Raw genomic sequence first — 16,551 nt, 5'->3', positions numbered from 1 at the left:
CCGCAGGCTCATGCGGCCCCCGGTGCGTCGGGCTGCGCCGCTTCGATTACCGCCGCGAAATCGGGCCACGACTGCAGCTGCGCCAGCGCGCGCGCGTTCCGCGACATCTGCTCCAAACGGCCCGAATCCTTGTGCGCCAGCATCTCGCGCAGCGCCGCCGCCAGCCCGTCCTGCCCCTGATCCGCATCGTAGAGAGCGCCCGCATCGCGCCCTTCCAACACATCGCGCGTCATCCCCACGGCGGGGACGACCGCCGGCACGCCAAAGCTCAGCGCAAGCAGCAGCGATCCCGAGGTCAGGATGTTCTGGTAGGGATAGACCGCGATGTCGGCGGCGCGCAGAAACACCTGCAACTCCATGTCGTCGACGAAGCGGTTGGTCAGGCGGATGCGCGCGCGCTCGGCCTCGCTCAGCGCCGGGGCAAGCTGGCCCAGCAGATCGAATTTCACCTCGCCGACGATCAGCAGCACCGCGCGTGGCCGTTCGGCCAGCAGGCTGCGGAACACCGCGATCAGCGCCTCGACCCCTTTGTAGGGACGCACCTGCCCCGAAAACAGGATCACCTCGTCATCTTCCGCCAGCCCCAGTTCGGCGCGGGCGCGGGCGCGGGGGACGAAATCGGGATAGGCGCCGATGTAGTGGCCGTGGCGCGACACCACCACCTTGTCGCGCGGCAGATAGAAGGCGCGCGCAACCTCGTCGACGGAAGCGGCGGAATGGAAATGCAACCGGTGCGCCAGCGCCGCGATCCGCGGGGACATCTCGCGCTCAAGCTCGGCAAAGGGCGTGTCATGCGACAGGGTGTTGTGGATCGTCCAGACCAGACGCCCGCCCAGGGCCACGAAATGCGACAGCTTGTGCAGGAAGAGATCCACCTCGGCGCGGGCGACGAGCGGATCGGTCACCCCGTTCAGCACGAAATTGATCCAGTGCAGGTGGAAGGTCAGATCGGCGGGGTTCTGAAACGTCTCGATCTGCTCGAGGGCCGCGTCGATATCGCCCGCGCAGACCTCGTAGCGGTCGCGCATCGGACCATAAAGCATGTGCTGGTAGGGATTCACCCGCGAATAGTTGGGCCAGAACATCACCGTCTTCACCCCGGGCTTGCGCGCGTAGCTCACCCTGCGCGGCTCGGACGGGTCGGGTACGTCGACCTGCCAGAACCGGTCAAGGCCGAGCCGTCCCAGTGTTTCCTTCTGCACTACGTGGGTGTTGCGGGTCTGGAACCCCTCGTTGACGCTCGAGGTATTCTCCCCGTGCCAGCGGCGCTGGTAGAGGATTTCCTCCACGTGGTGGAAATCTCCGGTCTCGGCCAGCTTGAGGAAGATGTCGTAGTCGACCGCGTTGACGATGTCCTCGCGAAAGCCGGTGGTGCGTTCCCACGCGGCGCGGCGGAACATGCGGAAGTGATGCGCGATGGAGGTGATCATCATCTTCTCGCGGGTGAAGACCGGCCAGCTGTATTCGTCGCGCATATAGGCGCCCTTGGCGTCGATGCGCTCGCACGAGCCGTAGGCGCAGACGACGCCCGGGTTCTCGTCGAGAACCTCCATCAGGCGGCGCACCGCGCCGGGCTTGAGGCAGTCGTCGGAATCGAGCTGGCCGATATAGGGCGCGCGTCCCAGCGCGATCGCCCGGTTCGACGCGTGGCCGATGCCGCCGTTGGGACGGCTTTGCACCCGCACCCGCGGGGTATCCTCGTAGCGCTGGCGCAGCACATCCGCCGTGCCATCGGAGGATCCGTCGTCGGCGATGCACACATCCACATCCTTCACGTCCTGTTCCAGCACGCTGTCAACGGCGCGGCAGATGTATTTGCTGGCGTTATAGGCGGGGATATAGACGTTGACGCGCGGACGCTCGAAAGCAGCGTCCTTCTTACGATCCCAGTGGCTGGGACACAGCGCCACAAAGAGCGACCCGTCGCCGGAGTGGACCTCGTCGTCAGCCGGGCGCACCAGATGCGGCACCGCCAGCGGCGCGAAATAGGCCCCCTTCTGGTGCATCCTGAACGCGATCTCGCGGGCGGCGAAGAAGGTGCTGGAAAACCGCGTCTCGGGCAGACCCGCGCGGCGCATCAAGGCGGTAGGCGCGACAAAGTTCAGCCCCTCCATATCACGGTAGGGGAACCGCGACCGGGCCAGCGCATGATCATCGAGCCATGTGGTCAGCGGCCGCAGATCGCCCTGCGCCTCGAACGGGACCAGCGGCTGGACGACCGTGTCGCTGACGCGCGCGAGGAAAACGGCGCGCGCCATGAAGCCGGGATCAAGTGTGATCTCCCCGCCCAGAAAGACGGTGATGTCGCTGTCGGTGATCTCGAGCATCCGGCGCAGCTCCGAATTGGCCTGCAGGCCCAGAATATCGTCGCCGATCATCCGCGGGGACAGGGCATCGGGAAGCGCCAGATCGCCCAAACCACCGGGGGCCAGAACATGCAGCCGGATATCGCCGTCGAAGTCCTGCGCGGCCAGCGCCGCGACCAACGCACCCGTGTCGGGGCAGCGCGCCGCGTCGAGCACCACATCGACCCGCAGCCTGCGCGCCGCATGCGCGGGCGCCAGAACCGTGGCCGCATCGCGCAGAAAGGCATAATCGTTGCGCGGTCCCGCGAGAGGCGGCAGCGCCATCCCCGCGGGATAGAGATGCGGCGGGACGGTGCCGGCGGGCACGCGCCGGAAGGGCCTGCGCAGGCCCAGACCCGCGCTGCCGGTATAGTCGCACGGCAGGTTGATCCGTGGCGGCAGACCGCTGCTGCGCCGCGCGGCATCCAGCGCGGCGGCGTAGAGCCCGAAAGCCTCCTCGGGCAGGCCCGCATCGTAGCGGATCATCTCCAGCCGCCGCGCAGCATCATCCAGACGCCCGGCGGCGATCAGATCCAGCGTCTGGCGCGCTTTCGTCCACGGGTTGCGCGGGTTGTAGCGGTCCGGTGCCGGCGCGGTCTGGCTCATCTTCGGCGTATCCTCGTCGTTCTGGCGGCAGAGCCGGCACCGGGATCGCGCGGAGATATCCCCCGTGAACCGGCGGCCACCGGGCCACATTCTTCAAATCATCGGTGCGCACCGCCCGAAGACAGCCGCGCTAAAATCACGGCAAGGGCCCTGCCCCGCCGATAAAAGTCGTTTTGCACAGAAATTGCGGTCGCAGCAACCCGCCCGCGCTAGGCGTCGCGGCGGCGCTTGCGCACCCATCCAAGGAAAGCCTTGTCGGGGTCCGACAGTTTCGGCGCGCCGGTATCCGTCCACCACTGGTGCCACTCGGCCTGAAGCGCGTAGATATCCGCCCCCGGCACCAGATCGCGCGCCCCTTGCAGGGTATCGGGGTGCAGCACCGGGGTGCTCCCCGCCAGCACCGTGCCCGCACGGGTGAACACCACCAGATCGCCGGGGCGCTCCTCCATCGTGTAGTCCGGCAGATTGTCGTCGGCGATCATCCGCCGCAGCGCCGCGCGAAATACCCGCAGGGGGGCTGTCGATCCCGCCTTCTTGTGCAGCACCGCGACCGACACCGGCCATTCGGGCTGGCGGCCGCAATGCTTGCGCGCCAGTTCGTAGACCCGCCGCTCGAGCGGCTTGCGCAGACGGAAATAGTCGCGGCTGAGCGTCAGCACCGATTTGCCCAGCACCGCACGGAACAGCCATTCGCTGAGCGTCACTGTCACGCTGATCATCCGCCCCGCCCGCGACCGGCGCACGATCTGCCAGGTCTCGATCAGGCCGAACCCGCTGGTGGTCTCGACCCCGCCGGTGGCGATGTTGGTGGTGATACGCGTGCCGGCCAGCCGCTCGAAGGCCTCGCGCAGCCGCGCGTAGGCATCCCCCGAAGTGTCGCGGTTGGTGGCCACCAGCAGATCATGTGCCTTGAGATGCAGCACCCGGCTGACCGGCCGACCGGCATTGATCGCGGCCATCAGCTGGCTCACGCAGTAGATCAGGATGTCCTTGTCGTGGATCGTGGCACGGCCCTTCACGCTGGGCGTCACCTCGACCTGCGCATCGTTGTGGGTATAGCGCAGGATCCGCCGGTCGGGACGCGTGGACAGCGAAAAGATCGGATGCTCCATGGTGCCCAGATCATCCTTGGGACTGGCCCCGAAGATGTCGCAGACGAAGAAATCCGCCGTCGGATGCCTGTCGGGCAAGAGCCCCGCCCCCGAGGGCACGGCCGCATTGGTCGGCGCACGCATGGCCTGTCCTTACCTCACTGTCGGCAGACTGCCCTGCCCGCTGCTCGATGGTCCGGAGTTGGTCCGTGACCCGGGAAGACACCTTTGGCGAATCCCACCCTTATCGGGGTTTCAGTGACACCCTAGAGTTATCCACAGGCTGCGTCCATAACCGCCAATGCCTCCAACGTGGGATCGGAGTCGCCAAGACGTGGGATCAGAGTCGCGCTATCGGGGGTTCAGAGTCGCCTTCCTGTTTCGGAATCGCCTTTTGCACAGTCAGTTCAACTATTTGCGTGACAGCGGGTCATATGTAACGAATAAATAACCATAAATTAACAACACTTCTTTCGGCTTCGGGGCTACCCCCTGCCCTCAAAGCCACCCTCGGCCACAGTTGCAGCCGCTGATTGCCCAGAAAAATATAAGAAAAACACGACAGGTCGCATCATTGCTTCCATGTGCGGCCTTTTGTGGTACCTTAGAGAAAACACAACACACAGAGGCCGAGCATGCCCACAGAAACCACCCCCGGGGCCCCGCCCTATTTCAACATAGATCCGCTTGAGGCGCGCAGCACGCTGGGCGACCCTGTCGGCACCGACGGCTTTCGCGCGGTGGCCGAGGCCTGCGCGCGCGGACGCGGCGATCTGGTCGGGCGCGGCCTCGAAGACGGCGGTGGCCGGCGGCTGCGCAAATTCTCCACCTGGGAAATCACCCGCTATCTGATCCCCGTGGCGCAAGGACACTTCCGCCGCGTGCTGAAACAGAACCCCGACCTGCCGCAGGGCGTGTCCGAGACCGAGGGCGGGGCCAAGTGGTTCACCCTCGACGAGGTGCTGCGCCTGCGTGCGCATTTCAGCCAGACGGGATCGAAGGCGAAGGATTACATGCCCTATCGCCCCGAAGGTCTGCCCGCGAAAATGGTCGCGGTGGCAAACTTCAAGGGCGGGGTCGGCAAGACCTCGACTGCAGCGCATCTGGCGATGTCGGCGGCCCTCGATGGGTACAAGGTTCTGGTGATCGACCTCGACAGCCAGGGCTCCATGACCTCGATCTTCGGGGGCCGCGTGGCGGACGAATGGCAAACCGTCTTTCCGCTGATCGCGCGTCACTACGCGCAGCACCTGCGCACCGACAACCAGCGGCGGCTGGACCGTGGCGATGCGCCGATCCCGCTCGATGATACGCTCAGCGAAGCGTTGGACATGCGCAGCGACGCGCTGATCCAGAACACCCACTGGCCCAACATCGATCTCATCGGTGCCCAGCTCGATCTCTACTGGGCGGAGTTCCAGGTGCCGGTCTGGCGCATGCAGGCGCGTGGCTGGAAACTGTGGGATGCGCTGACCGACACATTGGCCGAGGACGGCGTGCTGGACCGCTATGACATCGTCTTCATCGATACGCCGCCCGCGCTGGGATATCTGACGATCAACGGTCTGGCCGCCAGTGATATCCTGCTGGTGCCGCTGGGGGCATCGTTTCTGGAATTCGACAGCACGGGGCGGTTCTTCGACATGCTGCACACGACCTTCAAATCCATCGAGGACGGTGAAAACATCGCCGCCCGTGCGCTGGGGCGGGCGGGGCTGTCGTTCGAATGGGATGCCGTGCGCGCGGTCATCACCCGCTACGACGGCGCGCAACAGGCCGAACTGGCGGCGCTGATGCAGGCCTATCTGGGGCCGACCCTGTCGCCGCACCGTCAGGGATATACCGCGCTGATCGGTCAGGCCGGTGAACAGGTGCGCGGCATCTACGAGGCCGACTACCGCGATTTCAACCGCGAAACCTACGCGCGCGGGCGCGAAACATTCGATGCGACCTACGCGGCCTTCAAGACGCTGCTGATCGGAGCATGGGCACGCGATGCGGCAGCGGCGCAAAACGCCGATGCGGCGGAATGACGACGGCAGGGAGAGACTGACATGGCGAAACGCAAACGGCTGGGCCCCGTGGCCTTTTCGGACGAGGACGCGCCACTGACACGGCTGATCGGACCGGCGCTGACCGGCGGGGCCACGGCGCCGATCTCGGGGATCGTGCAGGATGCGGCCAGCGCGGCAGCACTCGAGGAGCTTTCCGACACCCTGCGCCGCGCGCGCGAGGACGGGCGCATGGTGCTGGAACTGCCGCTGGAGCAGATCGAGTTCAACCATCTGGTGCGCGACCGCGTGGCGCTCGACCCCGAGGAGCTGGACGCGCTGGCTGCCAGCCTGCGGGCGCGCGGACAGCAGACCCCGATCGAAGTGGTGGCCCTCGGCCCCGACCGCTACGGGCTGATCTCGGGGTGGCGGCGCTGTCAGGCGCTGTTGCATCTGGCGCGCACCGAGGGCCGTCCGGCACAGGTTCTGGCGCTGCTGCGCCAGCCGCAGGATGCGGCGGACGCCTATCTCGCCATGGTCGAGGAAAACGAGATCCGCGTCGGACTGAGCTATTACGAGCGCGCCCGCATCGTGCTGCGCGCGGTCGAGCAGGGGGTCTATGACAGTGACAAAACCGCACTACAGTCTCTGTTTGCCAACGCGAGCCGCGCCAAGAGATCGAAGATCGGCAGCTTTACCCATATCGTGCGCGCACTCGATCCGGTGCTGCGGTTCCCCACACATCTGCCCGAGCGGACGGGGCTCGCACTGGCGCGGCTGCTGGAGGATGAGCCCGGCTTTGCAATGCGGATGACACAGACATTGTCGGAGGCGCCACAGCCCACGCCCGAAGACGAACGCGCTGTGATCGACAGGGCCCTCGCCGCCGCACAGGCGGAAGAAGCGCCGCGCGACGCAGGCACCCCCCCTGCCCCGCGCCGCAGCCCCGCCAAGGGATCGGTGCCCCCTGCCCCACCAACTGCCGCGGATGGGACAGCCAGTGCTGCCGTTCCCTCCCCGGCCCCGGAGGTTCAGCTGACCGAGAATGCGGATGGCAGCGTGACAATCGGTGGTGCAGGTCTGACCGCGCAAAAACGCGCGCTGCTACGAGCCTGGTGTGCCGAGAACTTGTAAAATTTGACCTCTTGGTCAAAAGTTTCGCGTGCGAAACTTTCGCCAGAAAGGGCAGGCTGCGACCCTGTGGGCCGCCCGCGCATTTCTGGGGCATTGGCCGTAGACATTCACGGAAATTGCCCGCAAAACAGCACTTTTACAGGAGGGTGTGATGGAAAAGATTGATGCTGTCATCATGTGGGTGGATGGCGAAGACCCGATTTTCGTTCGCCAGCATGCGAACTATTCCGGTATCGTGGCCAAGGCCGCCCGCAAGCATGAAGTCCGCGCCCGTCACCGCAACAACGGTGAGTTGAACTATTGTCTGCGGGGCATTCACGACAACATGCCATGGATCAACCGCATCCATATCGTCACCTCCGGGCAGGTTCCTGACGGCATCGACTTCGACAATCCGCGGCTGAACCTCGTGATCCACAGCGACATCTTTCCCGATCTGTCGGTGCTGCCGACATTCAACTCTTTTGCCATCGATTCATGCCTGCATCATATTCCGGGGCTGAGCGACAAGTTCATCCGCTTCAGTGACGATTTTCTGGCCATCAATCCTGTCGAACCCAAGATGCTGATGGGAGTGGAAGGGCAGGGGAAGTACTATTTTGGCCATGGAGCGCCGGACATGAACCTTGCCGGGGATGTCAAAGGCAACTACCGCCGCACGCTGGGCTTCAACCGGTTTGTTCTGGGCACCCGTGGCATCGTGGCGGCCCATGCCCCGCTACACGTCCCGCAAATGCGCAAGACCGAAATCTGCGAGCGGATCGAGAAGAACTTTGCCAAGGATCTGGCGATCACGCGCGACGCGAAATTCCGCACCGACCGTGATCTGAGCATGCTGTTTTTCTACCCCCACTACGTGGCCAAACTTCTGGAGGCGCCGCTCGACGAGGAGAACCACCACCAGGGCCCCGCGTTCTCGTATGCGACGTGGGGCGTGGCGCGTCAGGCGCTGGTGGGCGACGCAAAACAGGACTGGCGCAAGACCATGCAGAAAGCCAAGGACGAGAAGGCGGTGTTCCTGAATGTGAACGACCATCTTGGCAACGAGCCCGATCCCCAAGATATGATTGATTTTGAAACGCTTTTGGATCAGGTTCTCCCGAACCCCGCCCCTTGGGAGCAGTCCTGAACGCCATGCGGCGTGCCTTGTGATCTTGGAGACCCTGTGAAGACCATTGGCTACACGACCGGCGTATACGACCTGTTTCACGTCGGCCATCTGAACCTTCTACGCCGTGCGCGTGCGGAATGTGACCATCTGATCGTCGGCGTGACGTCGGACGCATTGTGCCTGTCGCGCAAGAAAGTCGCCCCCGTGATCCCGCAGGACGAGCGTATGGAAATCGTCGGCGCGTTGCGCTGCGTCGATGAGGTCGTGGTGCAGGAGGACATGAATAAATACGGCGCATGGGAGAAATACGGTTTTCACAAGATGTTCGTGGGCGACGATTGGAAAGGGCACCCCAACTGGGTCGCTCTGGAAGAGTGGTTTCAGCCCCACGGAGTCGAGATCGTCTATTTTCCCTATACCAAACATACTTCCAGCTCTCGCCTGCGCGCAGTGCTGGAAGAGATCCTGCCAACCCAGCAGGCACAGGGGTAAGAAAACCCCGCGGTGCCCGCAGACAAGGAGCATTGCATGTCCACGGATGATCTGACCCGCTTTGACGAAAAGTTTCGCGTCGAAACGCTGCTGCTGGCCGATACCGGCGGTTGGGCGCTGTCGCTCAGGCCGGGGCAGACGACGCTGGGCGCCACAGTGCTGAGCGTGCGGTCAGGCGCGCGCGACCTTGCCGCGCTGACCGGTCCCGAGGCTTCGGGCATGGCGGCGGGGTTTGGTCTGGCAGAACGTCTGTCGCGCGAAGTGTTCGGCGCTGTGCGCATCAATATTCTGTGCCTGATGATGCAGGATCCAATCGTGCATTTCCACATCCTGCCGCGCTACGACCGCGAGATCGACCGCTATGGCCGGACATGGGTGGACGCGGACTGGCCCGGTCCGCCGGTGATAACTGCAGACCCCGCTCCGGACGGTATCCTGCAAGCGATCCGCAAGGATCTGCGCGCTGTTCGCTGATTTGGTTGGTCAGGGCCGGCCTCGAGACTGAGGGGAGCTAGCTGGTTTTTCCAGCTTATGATACTGAATAGCCCCTGTATCGTGGATGCTTTCTTAGCTAATTTTGAAGCAAGGAAGCCATGATTAGCAAAAACAATTACAGTGACGCTTTCAAGTGGGACGCGGTCGCGTAGATCACCGAGCGAGGTTCTGCGGCCAGTAAGGTCTCTGACTGTTTAAGCGTCAGCGCGTGACTTGAGACCCGACTCTCCTCCGAATTGATGGAGAGGCCGCGGCTTGATTTCTGAGGCTACGCGGCGCGTATTGGAGCGGACTCTTCCTAAAAATGGAGGAAGAAACGGGTCTCAGGTCATTCCCAATGGTCCGTTCATACGAGAATTTGTGTTTCATAGCCCATATTTTGCTTGGCGAATTTTCAACACTGCACTGACCTACCTGTAGGGGGCTGGCTTACTCTGAAGTGGTATCTGCTGTCTCGTAGACGATCCGTTTCATGCAGAAACCCAGCTTGCGCTTGTCGAAACGCCCTAGCAGCTTAGCGGGCGAAATTGTGTGTGTTACTTGCATCTCGACTAGGACGTTGACGGCGTCCTGAGGCGGCGCGATCTCAAAGACGACGGAAAGCTTGTCTTTTTCGTGCCAAGTCACCTCATAGGGTACAGGCGCATCCTCAACACGCAGAAAACCCTCTGCGGGGAATGCCTCGGGTACCAGCATCTGCAGGTCGAAGCGTATGCGGCATGGGCCGCCCATCAGGTTTGGCAACAAGAGACCAGATTTGCGCTCAGGCCCTGACCAGCGCCATGGCATCGCACCAGGCTTCGTTTCTAGTTTGTGCCAGCCGTAACCCAACATCGAGTCTTCAAGACTTAATTCGTAGCGTCCAAGTGGGAAAGGCTTGAGTTTCGTCAGGTCGCGACCAATCCCCTGAAAATGAGCGCGCAGGGGATCTTTGTATGCCCAATCATCGGTCATTAACAAATGGTCCCGGCCGATCATTGCGGACTTGAGTACGTAGACGTCTGCCTGTGTGCGTGCGAGCTGGCGAACCAGCATCCGGACCACTCCCTCGAGCCGTTCCGGATCGCTCGGGGCGTCGCCTAGGAGGGGGGTCATTGCCTCCTCATATCGTGCTGCCAGATGGGCCATTAGAACCTCGCTCTCTGAGCCAGCTTTTGAGAGGTCTACGTGCGCTTCTACTGCATCGAGCAGCTCATGGCTGGCGGCAGTATCCGAGATGTCGCGATTTAGGCCCGGATTTGTGTTCTCGGTCATTGTCATCCTCCATTAACCTGCTTTCGCAGCTCGCACCGCAATATCGGTGTCAATCTCATTGAAATTCCAGAAGCTCCGTATCGAGCTTCTCAGCCGGTTAGGCTTGAACGGTACGGTGACGCCGTCTGAGTTGGTCACCGGCAGAATGGGCGTGAGTACTTCGCGCCAAAAATCAGCAGTAAGAAACATGTCTTGGATGCCGATCTGAGCATCTTCCGGATCGTCGGGCCCGCGCCTTAGCTGCATTGGTGGTCGCAGAAAAAACTGTGCTTTTTTGTCGAAATACTGCGCTTCGTAGCCTACCGACGAAGACAGCGTGCCTACCGAAATAATTTCTGGTCGCGACATGAAGGTATAGGTGTTGCCTTTCACTAAACGCATGTTTGGAATAGTAGCCGCCATGAATAACGTCGCCGGGTTTGGCTCGAGTGGATGTTCCTTGACCAAGAACTCACGGTACTGCTTTGCATAGGCGGCAATGTCGTTCAAAAAATTCATCGAATCGACAAAAATACCGTCCTGTATTTGGGACTGATCGTACCAAGTTTGCATTAGAAATAATGCACTATCTGGCTCAATTTGCGTATTATCGCTACGCGCTGCTGCCGCGCGCTGAAGGCCGGCTATGGTGCGGATAAAGGGCTCTTGGATGCGGTGAGCAAAGAGCCGCTCTTGCAAAGACGGTTCAGAAGCAGAGAAGGTAAGTAGCAAATCGTCGAGGAAGCGCACTGGGTGCAACATTACGTTGATGTAGAGAATGCCGAAGCGGCTAAACATGCGACGCAGGTATGGAGGCATTTCGAACCCCACGACCAGCGCGTTCTGAAACAGCCGACGGAACAGCTCATCGACTTGCTGAGGTAGCCGGTCAATATCGTGAATTCGCGCCCAGTTTCGGATATCCACACGTAGCCCAAAGGCCCGATAAATTAAAGATATGTCATCATCGCCTAGTCGGCCGTCCTGAACACCGCCGCAATTCCAGCTGATGCTTTCCACAGGTAGGTTGGTTGCCATCTCAAGCTGGGTACCAAGCAGGTTGCGCAACCAACGAATATTGTGATGTTGGGTTGGCCGGGTCCCCGCCACGTTGGGCCGCAATACGTCACCGGTAAAAACGATCCTGTTTACAGGCATGGTACGCTCTTTCTGAAATCCGGTACTTTGTTGCCGAGAAGTATCTTTATCTTCCATGTTCTAAAGGAGGGTGCAACGGGAAGGGGTAACAAACATGCTAGGGCGAGATGGAGGGGGCTGTCGGGCAGCGCTTCCCAAAGCCATGATTGACGTCATTGCCGCAACTAGTTTAGCCCGTGTACGGAATGCCCAATGTGGGAAATCACGTTGTTCTTTGACAAGAGAAGTGAAGTCTAATGCGCCGCAAAATCGTAATGTTGACGGATGTCACTTTCTGGGAGGGCTCCTACGGAAGCCATGCCCGAATTGCGCAGCTCTTGCGCAGTCTGTCGCAGGCGCATGAGGTAGTAGTTTTCCTCCTGAGGACACTGACGGTGGTCGAACGGGAGAAGATCTCCGAAATAGCCGGTTTATCTGAGGTCGAGATAATCAGCTATAAGAGTTATTCGGGCCATCGTCCGAGCTTCGCGCGGAAGCTATCTAAACTGCCTTACTATGCGAAACGCTGGGTGCCTGACTTCGCCGAAGCGTTTAATCTCTATCTTGAAGCGCATCCGGCTGATGCGGTAATCTTTGAGTACTTGACAGTCGGTTACATAGCTGACGTGTGTCCGCCCGAAACCGCTACAATCCTCGACATGCATGATGTGATGTCTTCACGCACTATTAATATGCGCATGGCTGGCTTGCGCGCCTCGATCGAGCTGGACGTGCCTACAGAGCGAGAGCTACTTGCAGGTTTTGACGCTGTTATGGCTATTAGTAGTGAAGACGTCGACTTTTGCCAGAACAAGCTGGAACTTGAGGATGTTCTTTACGTTCCTCACGCTGTTGCGGCCCGATCACGTAATCGCTTTGGCGACGGCAGTCGGATGCTCTTCGTCGGAGCCAACTCTGCGCCAAACGTGACGGGACTGCGCTGGTTTATTGATCAGGTCATGCCGCTTTTGGAAGAACGCATGGTTCTCCACGTTGTCGGTGACGTCTGCAACGCTTTCGTGGATCGCGCTAGCTCACGCATAGTACTGCACGGTAGACAGGACGATCTCGACGCGCATTTTGATGCAGCGGATATCTCCGTTAATCCTGTGTTCGTCGGTGGGGGGCTGAAAATTAAATGTGTGGACGCGCTCGCGGCTGGCTTGCCTTGTGTGACTACGGTCGAAGGAGCCGCAGGTCTCGCGGGTGCCCGAGGTGCCGGGCTTGCAGTGGCCACGTCCCGTGTGGATTTTGCCCGTGCCGTGACACATTTTGCAGAAAGAGAGCATGACCGCCGTGCGGTCGCACGGGCGGCACCTATCTTTATGGGGGGGGAGTTCTCGCCCCAACGCGCCATCGCCCCGTTGCTGAGTTTCCTGGGCACGCTTGAAACAGGAAGTGGGGATAAGGCCGAAAAAGACGTTTGAGGTACACCCTGATTTATAGATAGTTCTAGCCATCACTTTGAAGCAACAGGGCAAGCAATTATCGCGATGAGTTTGAGCGGTATGCTATGTCTCAGATGGCGGTTTGGGCTATCCTATCCGTGGGTGCGATCCGCGTCAGCCAGCCGCAGCAGATACTGCCCGTAGCTGTTCTTGGCCAGCGGGGCAGCGGTTTCACGCAGCTTTTCGGCGCTGATCCAGCCGCGTCTGAAGGCGATCTCGTCCAGGCTGCCCACCTGCATGCCCTGCCGTTCGGACAGGGTCCGCACGAAGTTGCCCGCGTCCAGCAGGCTCGCGTGGGTGCCGGTGTCGAGCCAGGCGTAGCCGCGGCCCATCTGCTGCACGCTGAGCTCCCCGTCGGCGAGATACATTTCCAGCAGAGAGGTGATTTCCAACTCGCCGCGCGCCGAGGGTTCGACCCGTGCGGCGCGCGCGGGGGCGGTGCCGTCGAGGAAATAGAGCCCCGTCACCGCGTAGGACGAGGGCGGCTGCGCGGGCTTTTCCACGATGGCGCGGACGGTTCCATCGGCGGCGAAATCCACCACGCCGTAGCGTTCGGGATCGGCCACCCGGTAGCCAAAGACCGTGCCGCCGGTGGTGCGCGCATCGGCGGCGGCCAGTTCCTCCGGCAGGCCGTGGCCGAAAAAGATGTTATCGCCCAGCACCATCGCCGAGGGCGCGCCGTCGAGAAAATCCTCGGCCAGCAGATAGGCCTGCGCCAGCCCGTCAGGGGAGGGCTGCTGGATATAGGTGATCTTGAGCCCCCACTGGCCGCCACAGCCGAGCGTGCGCTTGAACTGCTCTGCGTCCTGCGGTGTGGTGATCATCGCGATCTCGCGGATGCCCGCCAGCATCAGGACCGACAGCGGATAATAGATCATCGGCTTGTCGTAGATCGGCAAAAGCTGCTTGGAGACGCCGATGGTCACGGGATAGAGCCGCGTGCCGGAGCCGCCGGCCAGAATGATGCCCTTGCGTTGGGTCATGTGGAAATCTCCTTGAGGACATCCGCCAGATGGGCCCGCCAGTCGGCGGGTGGGATGCCAAAATCAGTCTCTAACAAAGAGCAATCCATGCGTGAATTGCTAGGCCTTGCCGCAGGGGTCGGATAATCGGTGCTCGGAATGTCGTGGACCGTCACATCCTGCCCTGCGCCGGCGAAAATCGCCCGGGCGAAATCTGCCCAGCTGACGGCGGGCGCGCCTGCGTAATGGTAGATACCGCCGCCGGTGCCGGTCTCCAGCCCGCCGGCCATGCGCCACACGGCCTCGGCGATACCCGCCGCAGGGGTCGGGCCGCCGATCTGGTCGGCGACGACGTTCAGGCTGTCGCGCGTTTGTGCCAGTCGCAGCATGGTTTTGACGAAATTCGCACCATGGGCCGAGAACACCCAGGACGTACGCAGGATCGCGTGCCGCCCGCCTGCCGCCGCGACCTGCCGCTCGCCTTCGAGCTTGCTGCGCCCGTAGGCCCCGAGGGGGGCGGTGGCATCGTCCGGACGCCACGGCGCCGTGCCGCTGCCGTCAAAGACATAATCGGTCGAGATATGGACGAAGGGGATGTCGCGCGCGGCACAGGCCCGCGCCATGGCGCCGGGCGCGTCCCCGTTGATCGTGGTCGCCAGCGGCTCTTCTTCTTCGGCGCGGTCCACGGCGGTATAGGCGGCGGCGTTGATGACCGCCCGCGGCGCAGCGCGCGCGATGGCCGCGGCGCAGGCCTCGGGATCGCCCAGATCCGCATCCTCGCGGCCCAGAAACAGGGCCTGATCGGAGGTTGGCAGACCCGCGACCAGCCTGTGCAGCTCGCGGGCGACCTGTCCGGTCTTGCCGAAGACCAGCACGCTCATGCGGTGCCCAGCCGTTTGCCGACGCCGTCGCGGTCCTGCAGTGCGCGCCACCAATCCTCGTTGTCGAGGAACCAGCGTACCGTACGTTCCAGCCCTTCCTCGACGGTCACCGAAGGCGTCCAGCCCAGTTCGTCGCGGATCCGGCTGGCGTCGATGGCATAGCGCATGTCGTGCCCCGGCCGGTCGGCGACAAAGGTAATCTGTTCTGCGTAGCTTTCGGACTTGGGCCTGACGCGGTCGAGGATGCCGCACAGCAGGTGCACCAGATCGAGATTGGTCAGCTCGTTGTTGCCGCCGATGTTGTAGCTGCGTCCGGTCCGGCCCGAACGCAACACGGTCAGAAGCGCGGTGGCGTGGTCTTCGACATAGAGCCAATCGCGTATGTTAGAGCCTGTTCCGTAGATCGGGATCGGCTTGCCCGCGAGGGCGTTCAGGATCACCACGGGCACCAGTTTCTCGGGAAAATGGAACGGGCCGTAGTTGTTCGAGCAATTGCTCAGCACCACCGGCAGGCCGTAGGTTTCATGCCAGGCGCGCACCAGATGGTCCGACGCCGCTTTGGACGCGGAATAGGGCGAGTTCGGCGCATAGGGGGTGTCTTCGGTGAAGAACCCCGTCTCGCCCAGCGTGCCGAAGACCTCGTCGGTCGAGATGTGGTGAAAGCGGAAATCCGCGGGCTTGCCGCGCGCCATCCAGTAGGCGCGGGCGGCTTCGAGCATGTTGTAGGTGCCGGTGACATTCGTCTCTATAAAGGCGCCGGGTCCGTCGATGGACCGGTCGACGTGGCTTTCGGCGGCCAGATGCATTACCGCATCGGGGGCGTGATCGGCAAAAACAGTGTCTAACGCGGGCCGGTCGCGGATATCCGCCTCGACGAAACTGTAACCGGGATCGTCGGCGACACTGTCGAGGTTGGCCAGACAGGCAGCATAGGTCAGCGCATCGAGGTTAACGATTTCGTGGCCCTCGGCAATGGCGTGGCGCACCACCGCCGAGCCGATGAAGCCCGCGCCGCCGGTGACGAGGATCTTCATGGGGCACCCTCCCAGCGGAAGGGGCGCGGTGCCTCGGCAAGGGCAGGGGCCGCGGCATCCTTGGCCGACAGCTGCGGAGCGGTATCGCCCAAGCCCCAGTCGATACCAATGTCGGGGTCGTCCCAGGCCACGGCGCCGTCACACTCGGGGGCATAGTAGTCGGTGCACTTATAGATGATCTCGGTATCCGGCAGGCGGGTGACGAACCCGTGCAGGAACCCTGCGGGGATCATCAGCTGGCGGCCGTTCTCGGCGCTGAGCTCGACACCTACCCAGTGCCCGAAACTGGGCGAGCCTGCGCGGAAATCCACTGCCACGTCGTAGAGCGCGCCGCGCCCGCAGCGCACCAGCTTGGCCTGCGCGTGGGGCGGCGACTGGTAGTGCAGTCCGCGCACCGTTCCGGCCTTTGCCGAGAGCGAATGATTGTCCTGTACGAAGTCATAGGCGAGCCCCGCTTGCGCCATCCGCCGGGCGTTCCAGCTTTCGCTGAAGAACCCCCGGTTGTCCCCGTGACGCTGCGGGGTAAGGATGACGACACCGTCCAGCGAGGTTTTCTCGATCTGCATATCAGCGCTCCAGCCGTTCCTTGAA

At 62.2% G+C, this 16,551-nt stretch carries 14 protein-coding genes; 6 read left to right on the top strand and 8 right to left on the bottom strand.

Going from position 1 to position 16,551, the window contains the following annotated elements:
- Positions 1–8: 8 nt before the first annotated feature.
- Together ABMC89_RS18135 and ABMC89_RS18130 are read right to left on the bottom strand one after the other, a co-directional pair.
- Entirely contained in the window at positions 9–2,951 is a 2,943-nt protein-coding gene (locus tag ABMC89_RS18135) for a glycosyltransferase (RefSeq protein WP_349570500.1), read from the bottom strand.
- Positions 2,952–3,160: 209 nt separating this feature from the next.
- A complete protein-coding gene (locus ABMC89_RS18130; protein ID WP_349570498.1) occupies positions 3,161–4,186 on the bottom strand; it encodes a replication initiator protein A in 1,026 nt (341 codons plus the stop codon).
- A 491-nt stretch (positions 4,187–4,677) separates the two neighbouring features.
- On the opposite strand from ABMC89_RS18130, the gene ABMC89_RS18125 reads away from it, so the two are divergent.
- The 5 genes from ABMC89_RS18125 to ABMC89_RS18105 all read left to right on the top strand — a co-directional run bounded on the left by ABMC89_RS18125 (position 4,678) and on the right by ABMC89_RS18105 (position 9,244).
- The gene (locus ABMC89_RS18125; RefSeq protein WP_349570496.1) at positions 4,678–6,075 is read left to right on the top strand and encodes an AAA family ATPase; all 1,398 of its coding nucleotides are present in this window, start codon (positions 4,678–4,680) and stop codon (positions 6,073–6,075) included.
- A gap of 21 nt (positions 6,076–6,096) precedes the next feature.
- Positions 6,097–7,167, top strand: a complete 1,071-nt coding sequence (locus tag ABMC89_RS18120) for a ParB N-terminal domain-containing protein (RefSeq protein WP_349570494.1) — start codon at positions 6,097–6,099, stop codon at positions 7,165–7,167.
- A gap of 151 nt (positions 7,168–7,318) precedes the next feature.
- Positions 7,319–8,296 carry a stealth family protein gene (locus tag ABMC89_RS18115; protein WP_349570492.1) on the top strand — a complete coding sequence of 326 codons (978 nt, stop codon included), beginning with the start codon at positions 7,319–7,321 and terminating at the stop codon, positions 8,294–8,296.
- A 36-nt stretch (positions 8,297–8,332) separates the two neighbouring features.
- A complete protein-coding gene (locus ABMC89_RS18110; protein ID WP_349570490.1) occupies positions 8,333–8,770 on the top strand; it encodes an FAD synthase family protein in 438 nt (145 codons plus the stop codon).
- A 36-nt stretch (positions 8,771–8,806) separates the two neighbouring features.
- Positions 8,807–9,244, top strand: coding sequence for an HIT family protein (locus ABMC89_RS18105; RefSeq protein WP_349570488.1), 438 nt, complete (start codon positions 8,807–8,809; stop codon positions 9,242–9,244).
- Positions 9,245–9,694: 450 nt separating this feature from the next.
- Here the strand turns inward: ABMC89_RS18105 and ABMC89_RS18100 are convergent, their stop codons facing one another.
- Both ABMC89_RS18100 and ABMC89_RS18095 read right to left on the bottom strand, forming a co-directional pair.
- The gene (locus ABMC89_RS18100; protein WP_349570486.1) at positions 9,695–10,519 is read right to left on the bottom strand and encodes a hypothetical protein; all 825 of its coding nucleotides are present in this window, start codon (positions 10,517–10,519) and stop codon (positions 9,695–9,697) included.
- A gap of 12 nt (positions 10,520–10,531) precedes the next feature.
- Positions 10,532–11,713, bottom strand: coding sequence for a hypothetical protein (locus tag ABMC89_RS18095; RefSeq protein ID WP_349570484.1), 1,182 nt, complete (start codon positions 11,711–11,713; stop codon positions 10,532–10,534).
- A 179-nt stretch (positions 11,714–11,892) separates the two neighbouring features.
- Between ABMC89_RS18095 and ABMC89_RS18090 the strand changes: the two genes are divergently transcribed.
- Positions 11,893–13,062, top strand: a complete 1,170-nt coding sequence (locus ABMC89_RS18090) for a glycosyltransferase (RefSeq protein ID WP_349570482.1) — start codon at positions 11,893–11,895, stop codon at positions 13,060–13,062.
- A gap of 113 nt (positions 13,063–13,175) precedes the next feature.
- Here ABMC89_RS18090 and rfbA read toward each other — a convergent pair whose 3' ends face one another.
- From rfbA to rfbC, 4 genes are read right to left on the bottom strand one after another with little or no spacing between them, the layout of a single operon-like run.
- Positions 13,176–14,066 carry a glucose-1-phosphate thymidylyltransferase RfbA gene (gene rfbA / locus ABMC89_RS18085; RefSeq protein WP_349570480.1) on the bottom strand — a complete coding sequence of 297 codons (891 nt, stop codon included), beginning with the start codon at positions 14,064–14,066 and terminating at the stop codon, positions 13,176–13,178.
- On the bottom strand, positions 14,063–14,926 hold the full coding sequence (gene rfbD / locus ABMC89_RS18080; RefSeq protein WP_349570478.1) for a dTDP-4-dehydrorhamnose reductase: 864 nt from the start codon (positions 14,924–14,926) through the stop codon (positions 14,063–14,065). Before rfbD ends, rfbA begins: the two co-directional genes overlap by 4 nt.
- Entirely contained in the window at positions 14,923–15,960 is a 1,038-nt protein-coding gene (gene rfbB, locus ABMC89_RS18075) for a dTDP-glucose 4,6-dehydratase (RefSeq protein ID WP_349570476.1), read from the bottom strand. Before rfbB ends, rfbD begins: the two co-directional genes overlap by 4 nt.
- The gene (gene rfbC / locus ABMC89_RS18070) at positions 15,957–16,526 is read right to left on the bottom strand and encodes a dTDP-4-dehydrorhamnose 3,5-epimerase (RefSeq protein ID WP_349570474.1); all 570 of its coding nucleotides are present in this window, start codon (positions 16,524–16,526) and stop codon (positions 15,957–15,959) included. The genes rfbB and rfbC overlap by 4 nt, the downstream gene beginning before the upstream one ends.
- Between the last annotated feature and the right edge of the window lie 25 nt (positions 16,527–16,551).

It is taken from the genome of Sulfitobacter sp. HNIBRBA3233, from assembly GCF_040149665.1.
Classification (GTDB): Bacteria; Pseudomonadota; Alphaproteobacteria; order Rhodobacterales; family Rhodobacteraceae; genus Sulfitobacter; species Sulfitobacter marinivivus.
The sequence above is the reverse complement of the archived record's forward strand: the minus strand, read 5'-3'. Positions and strand labels throughout refer to the sequence as shown.

Coding starts and splice junctions, on each gene's coding strand:
- ABMC89_RS18125 (WP_349570496.1), top strand. CDS start 4,678: ATGCCCACAGAAACCACCCCCGGGGCCCCGCCCTATTTCAACATAGAT.
- rfbB (WP_349570476.1), bottom strand. CDS start 15,960: ATGAAGATCCTCGTCACCGGCGGCGCGGGCTTCATCGGCTCGGCGGTG.
- ABMC89_RS18095 (WP_349570484.1), bottom strand. CDS start 11,713: ATGGAAGATAAAGATACTTCTCGGCAACAAAGTACCGGATTTCAGAAA.
- ABMC89_RS18115 (WP_349570492.1), top strand. CDS start 7,319: ATGGAAAAGATTGATGCTGTCATCATGTGGGTGGATGGCGAAGACCCG.
- ABMC89_RS18130 (WP_349570498.1), bottom strand. CDS start 4,186: ATGCGTGCGCCGACCAATGCGGCCGTGCCCTCGGGGGCGGGGCTCTTG.
- ABMC89_RS18105 (WP_349570488.1), top strand. CDS start 8,807: ATGTCCACGGATGATCTGACCCGCTTTGACGAAAAGTTTCGCGTCGAA.
- rfbA (WP_349570480.1), bottom strand. CDS start 14,066: ATGACCCAACGCAAGGGCATCATTCTGGCCGGCGGCTCCGGCACGCGG.
- ABMC89_RS18100 (WP_349570486.1), bottom strand. CDS start 10,519: ATGACCGAGAACACAAATCCGGGCCTAAATCGCGACATCTCGGATACT.
- ABMC89_RS18090 (WP_349570482.1), top strand. CDS start 11,893: ATGCGCCGCAAAATCGTAATGTTGACGGATGTCACTTTCTGGGAGGGC.
- ABMC89_RS18135 (WP_349570500.1), bottom strand. CDS start 2,951: ATGAGCCAGACCGCGCCGGCACCGGACCGCTACAACCCGCGCAACCCG.
- ABMC89_RS18120 (WP_349570494.1), top strand. CDS start 6,097: ATGGCGAAACGCAAACGGCTGGGCCCCGTGGCCTTTTCGGACGAGGAC.
- rfbD (WP_349570478.1), bottom strand. CDS start 14,926: ATGAGCGTGCTGGTCTTCGGCAAGACCGGACAGGTCGCCCGCGAGCTG.
- rfbC (WP_349570474.1), bottom strand. CDS start 16,526: ATGCAGATCGAGAAAACCTCGCTGGACGGTGTCGTCATCCTTACCCCG.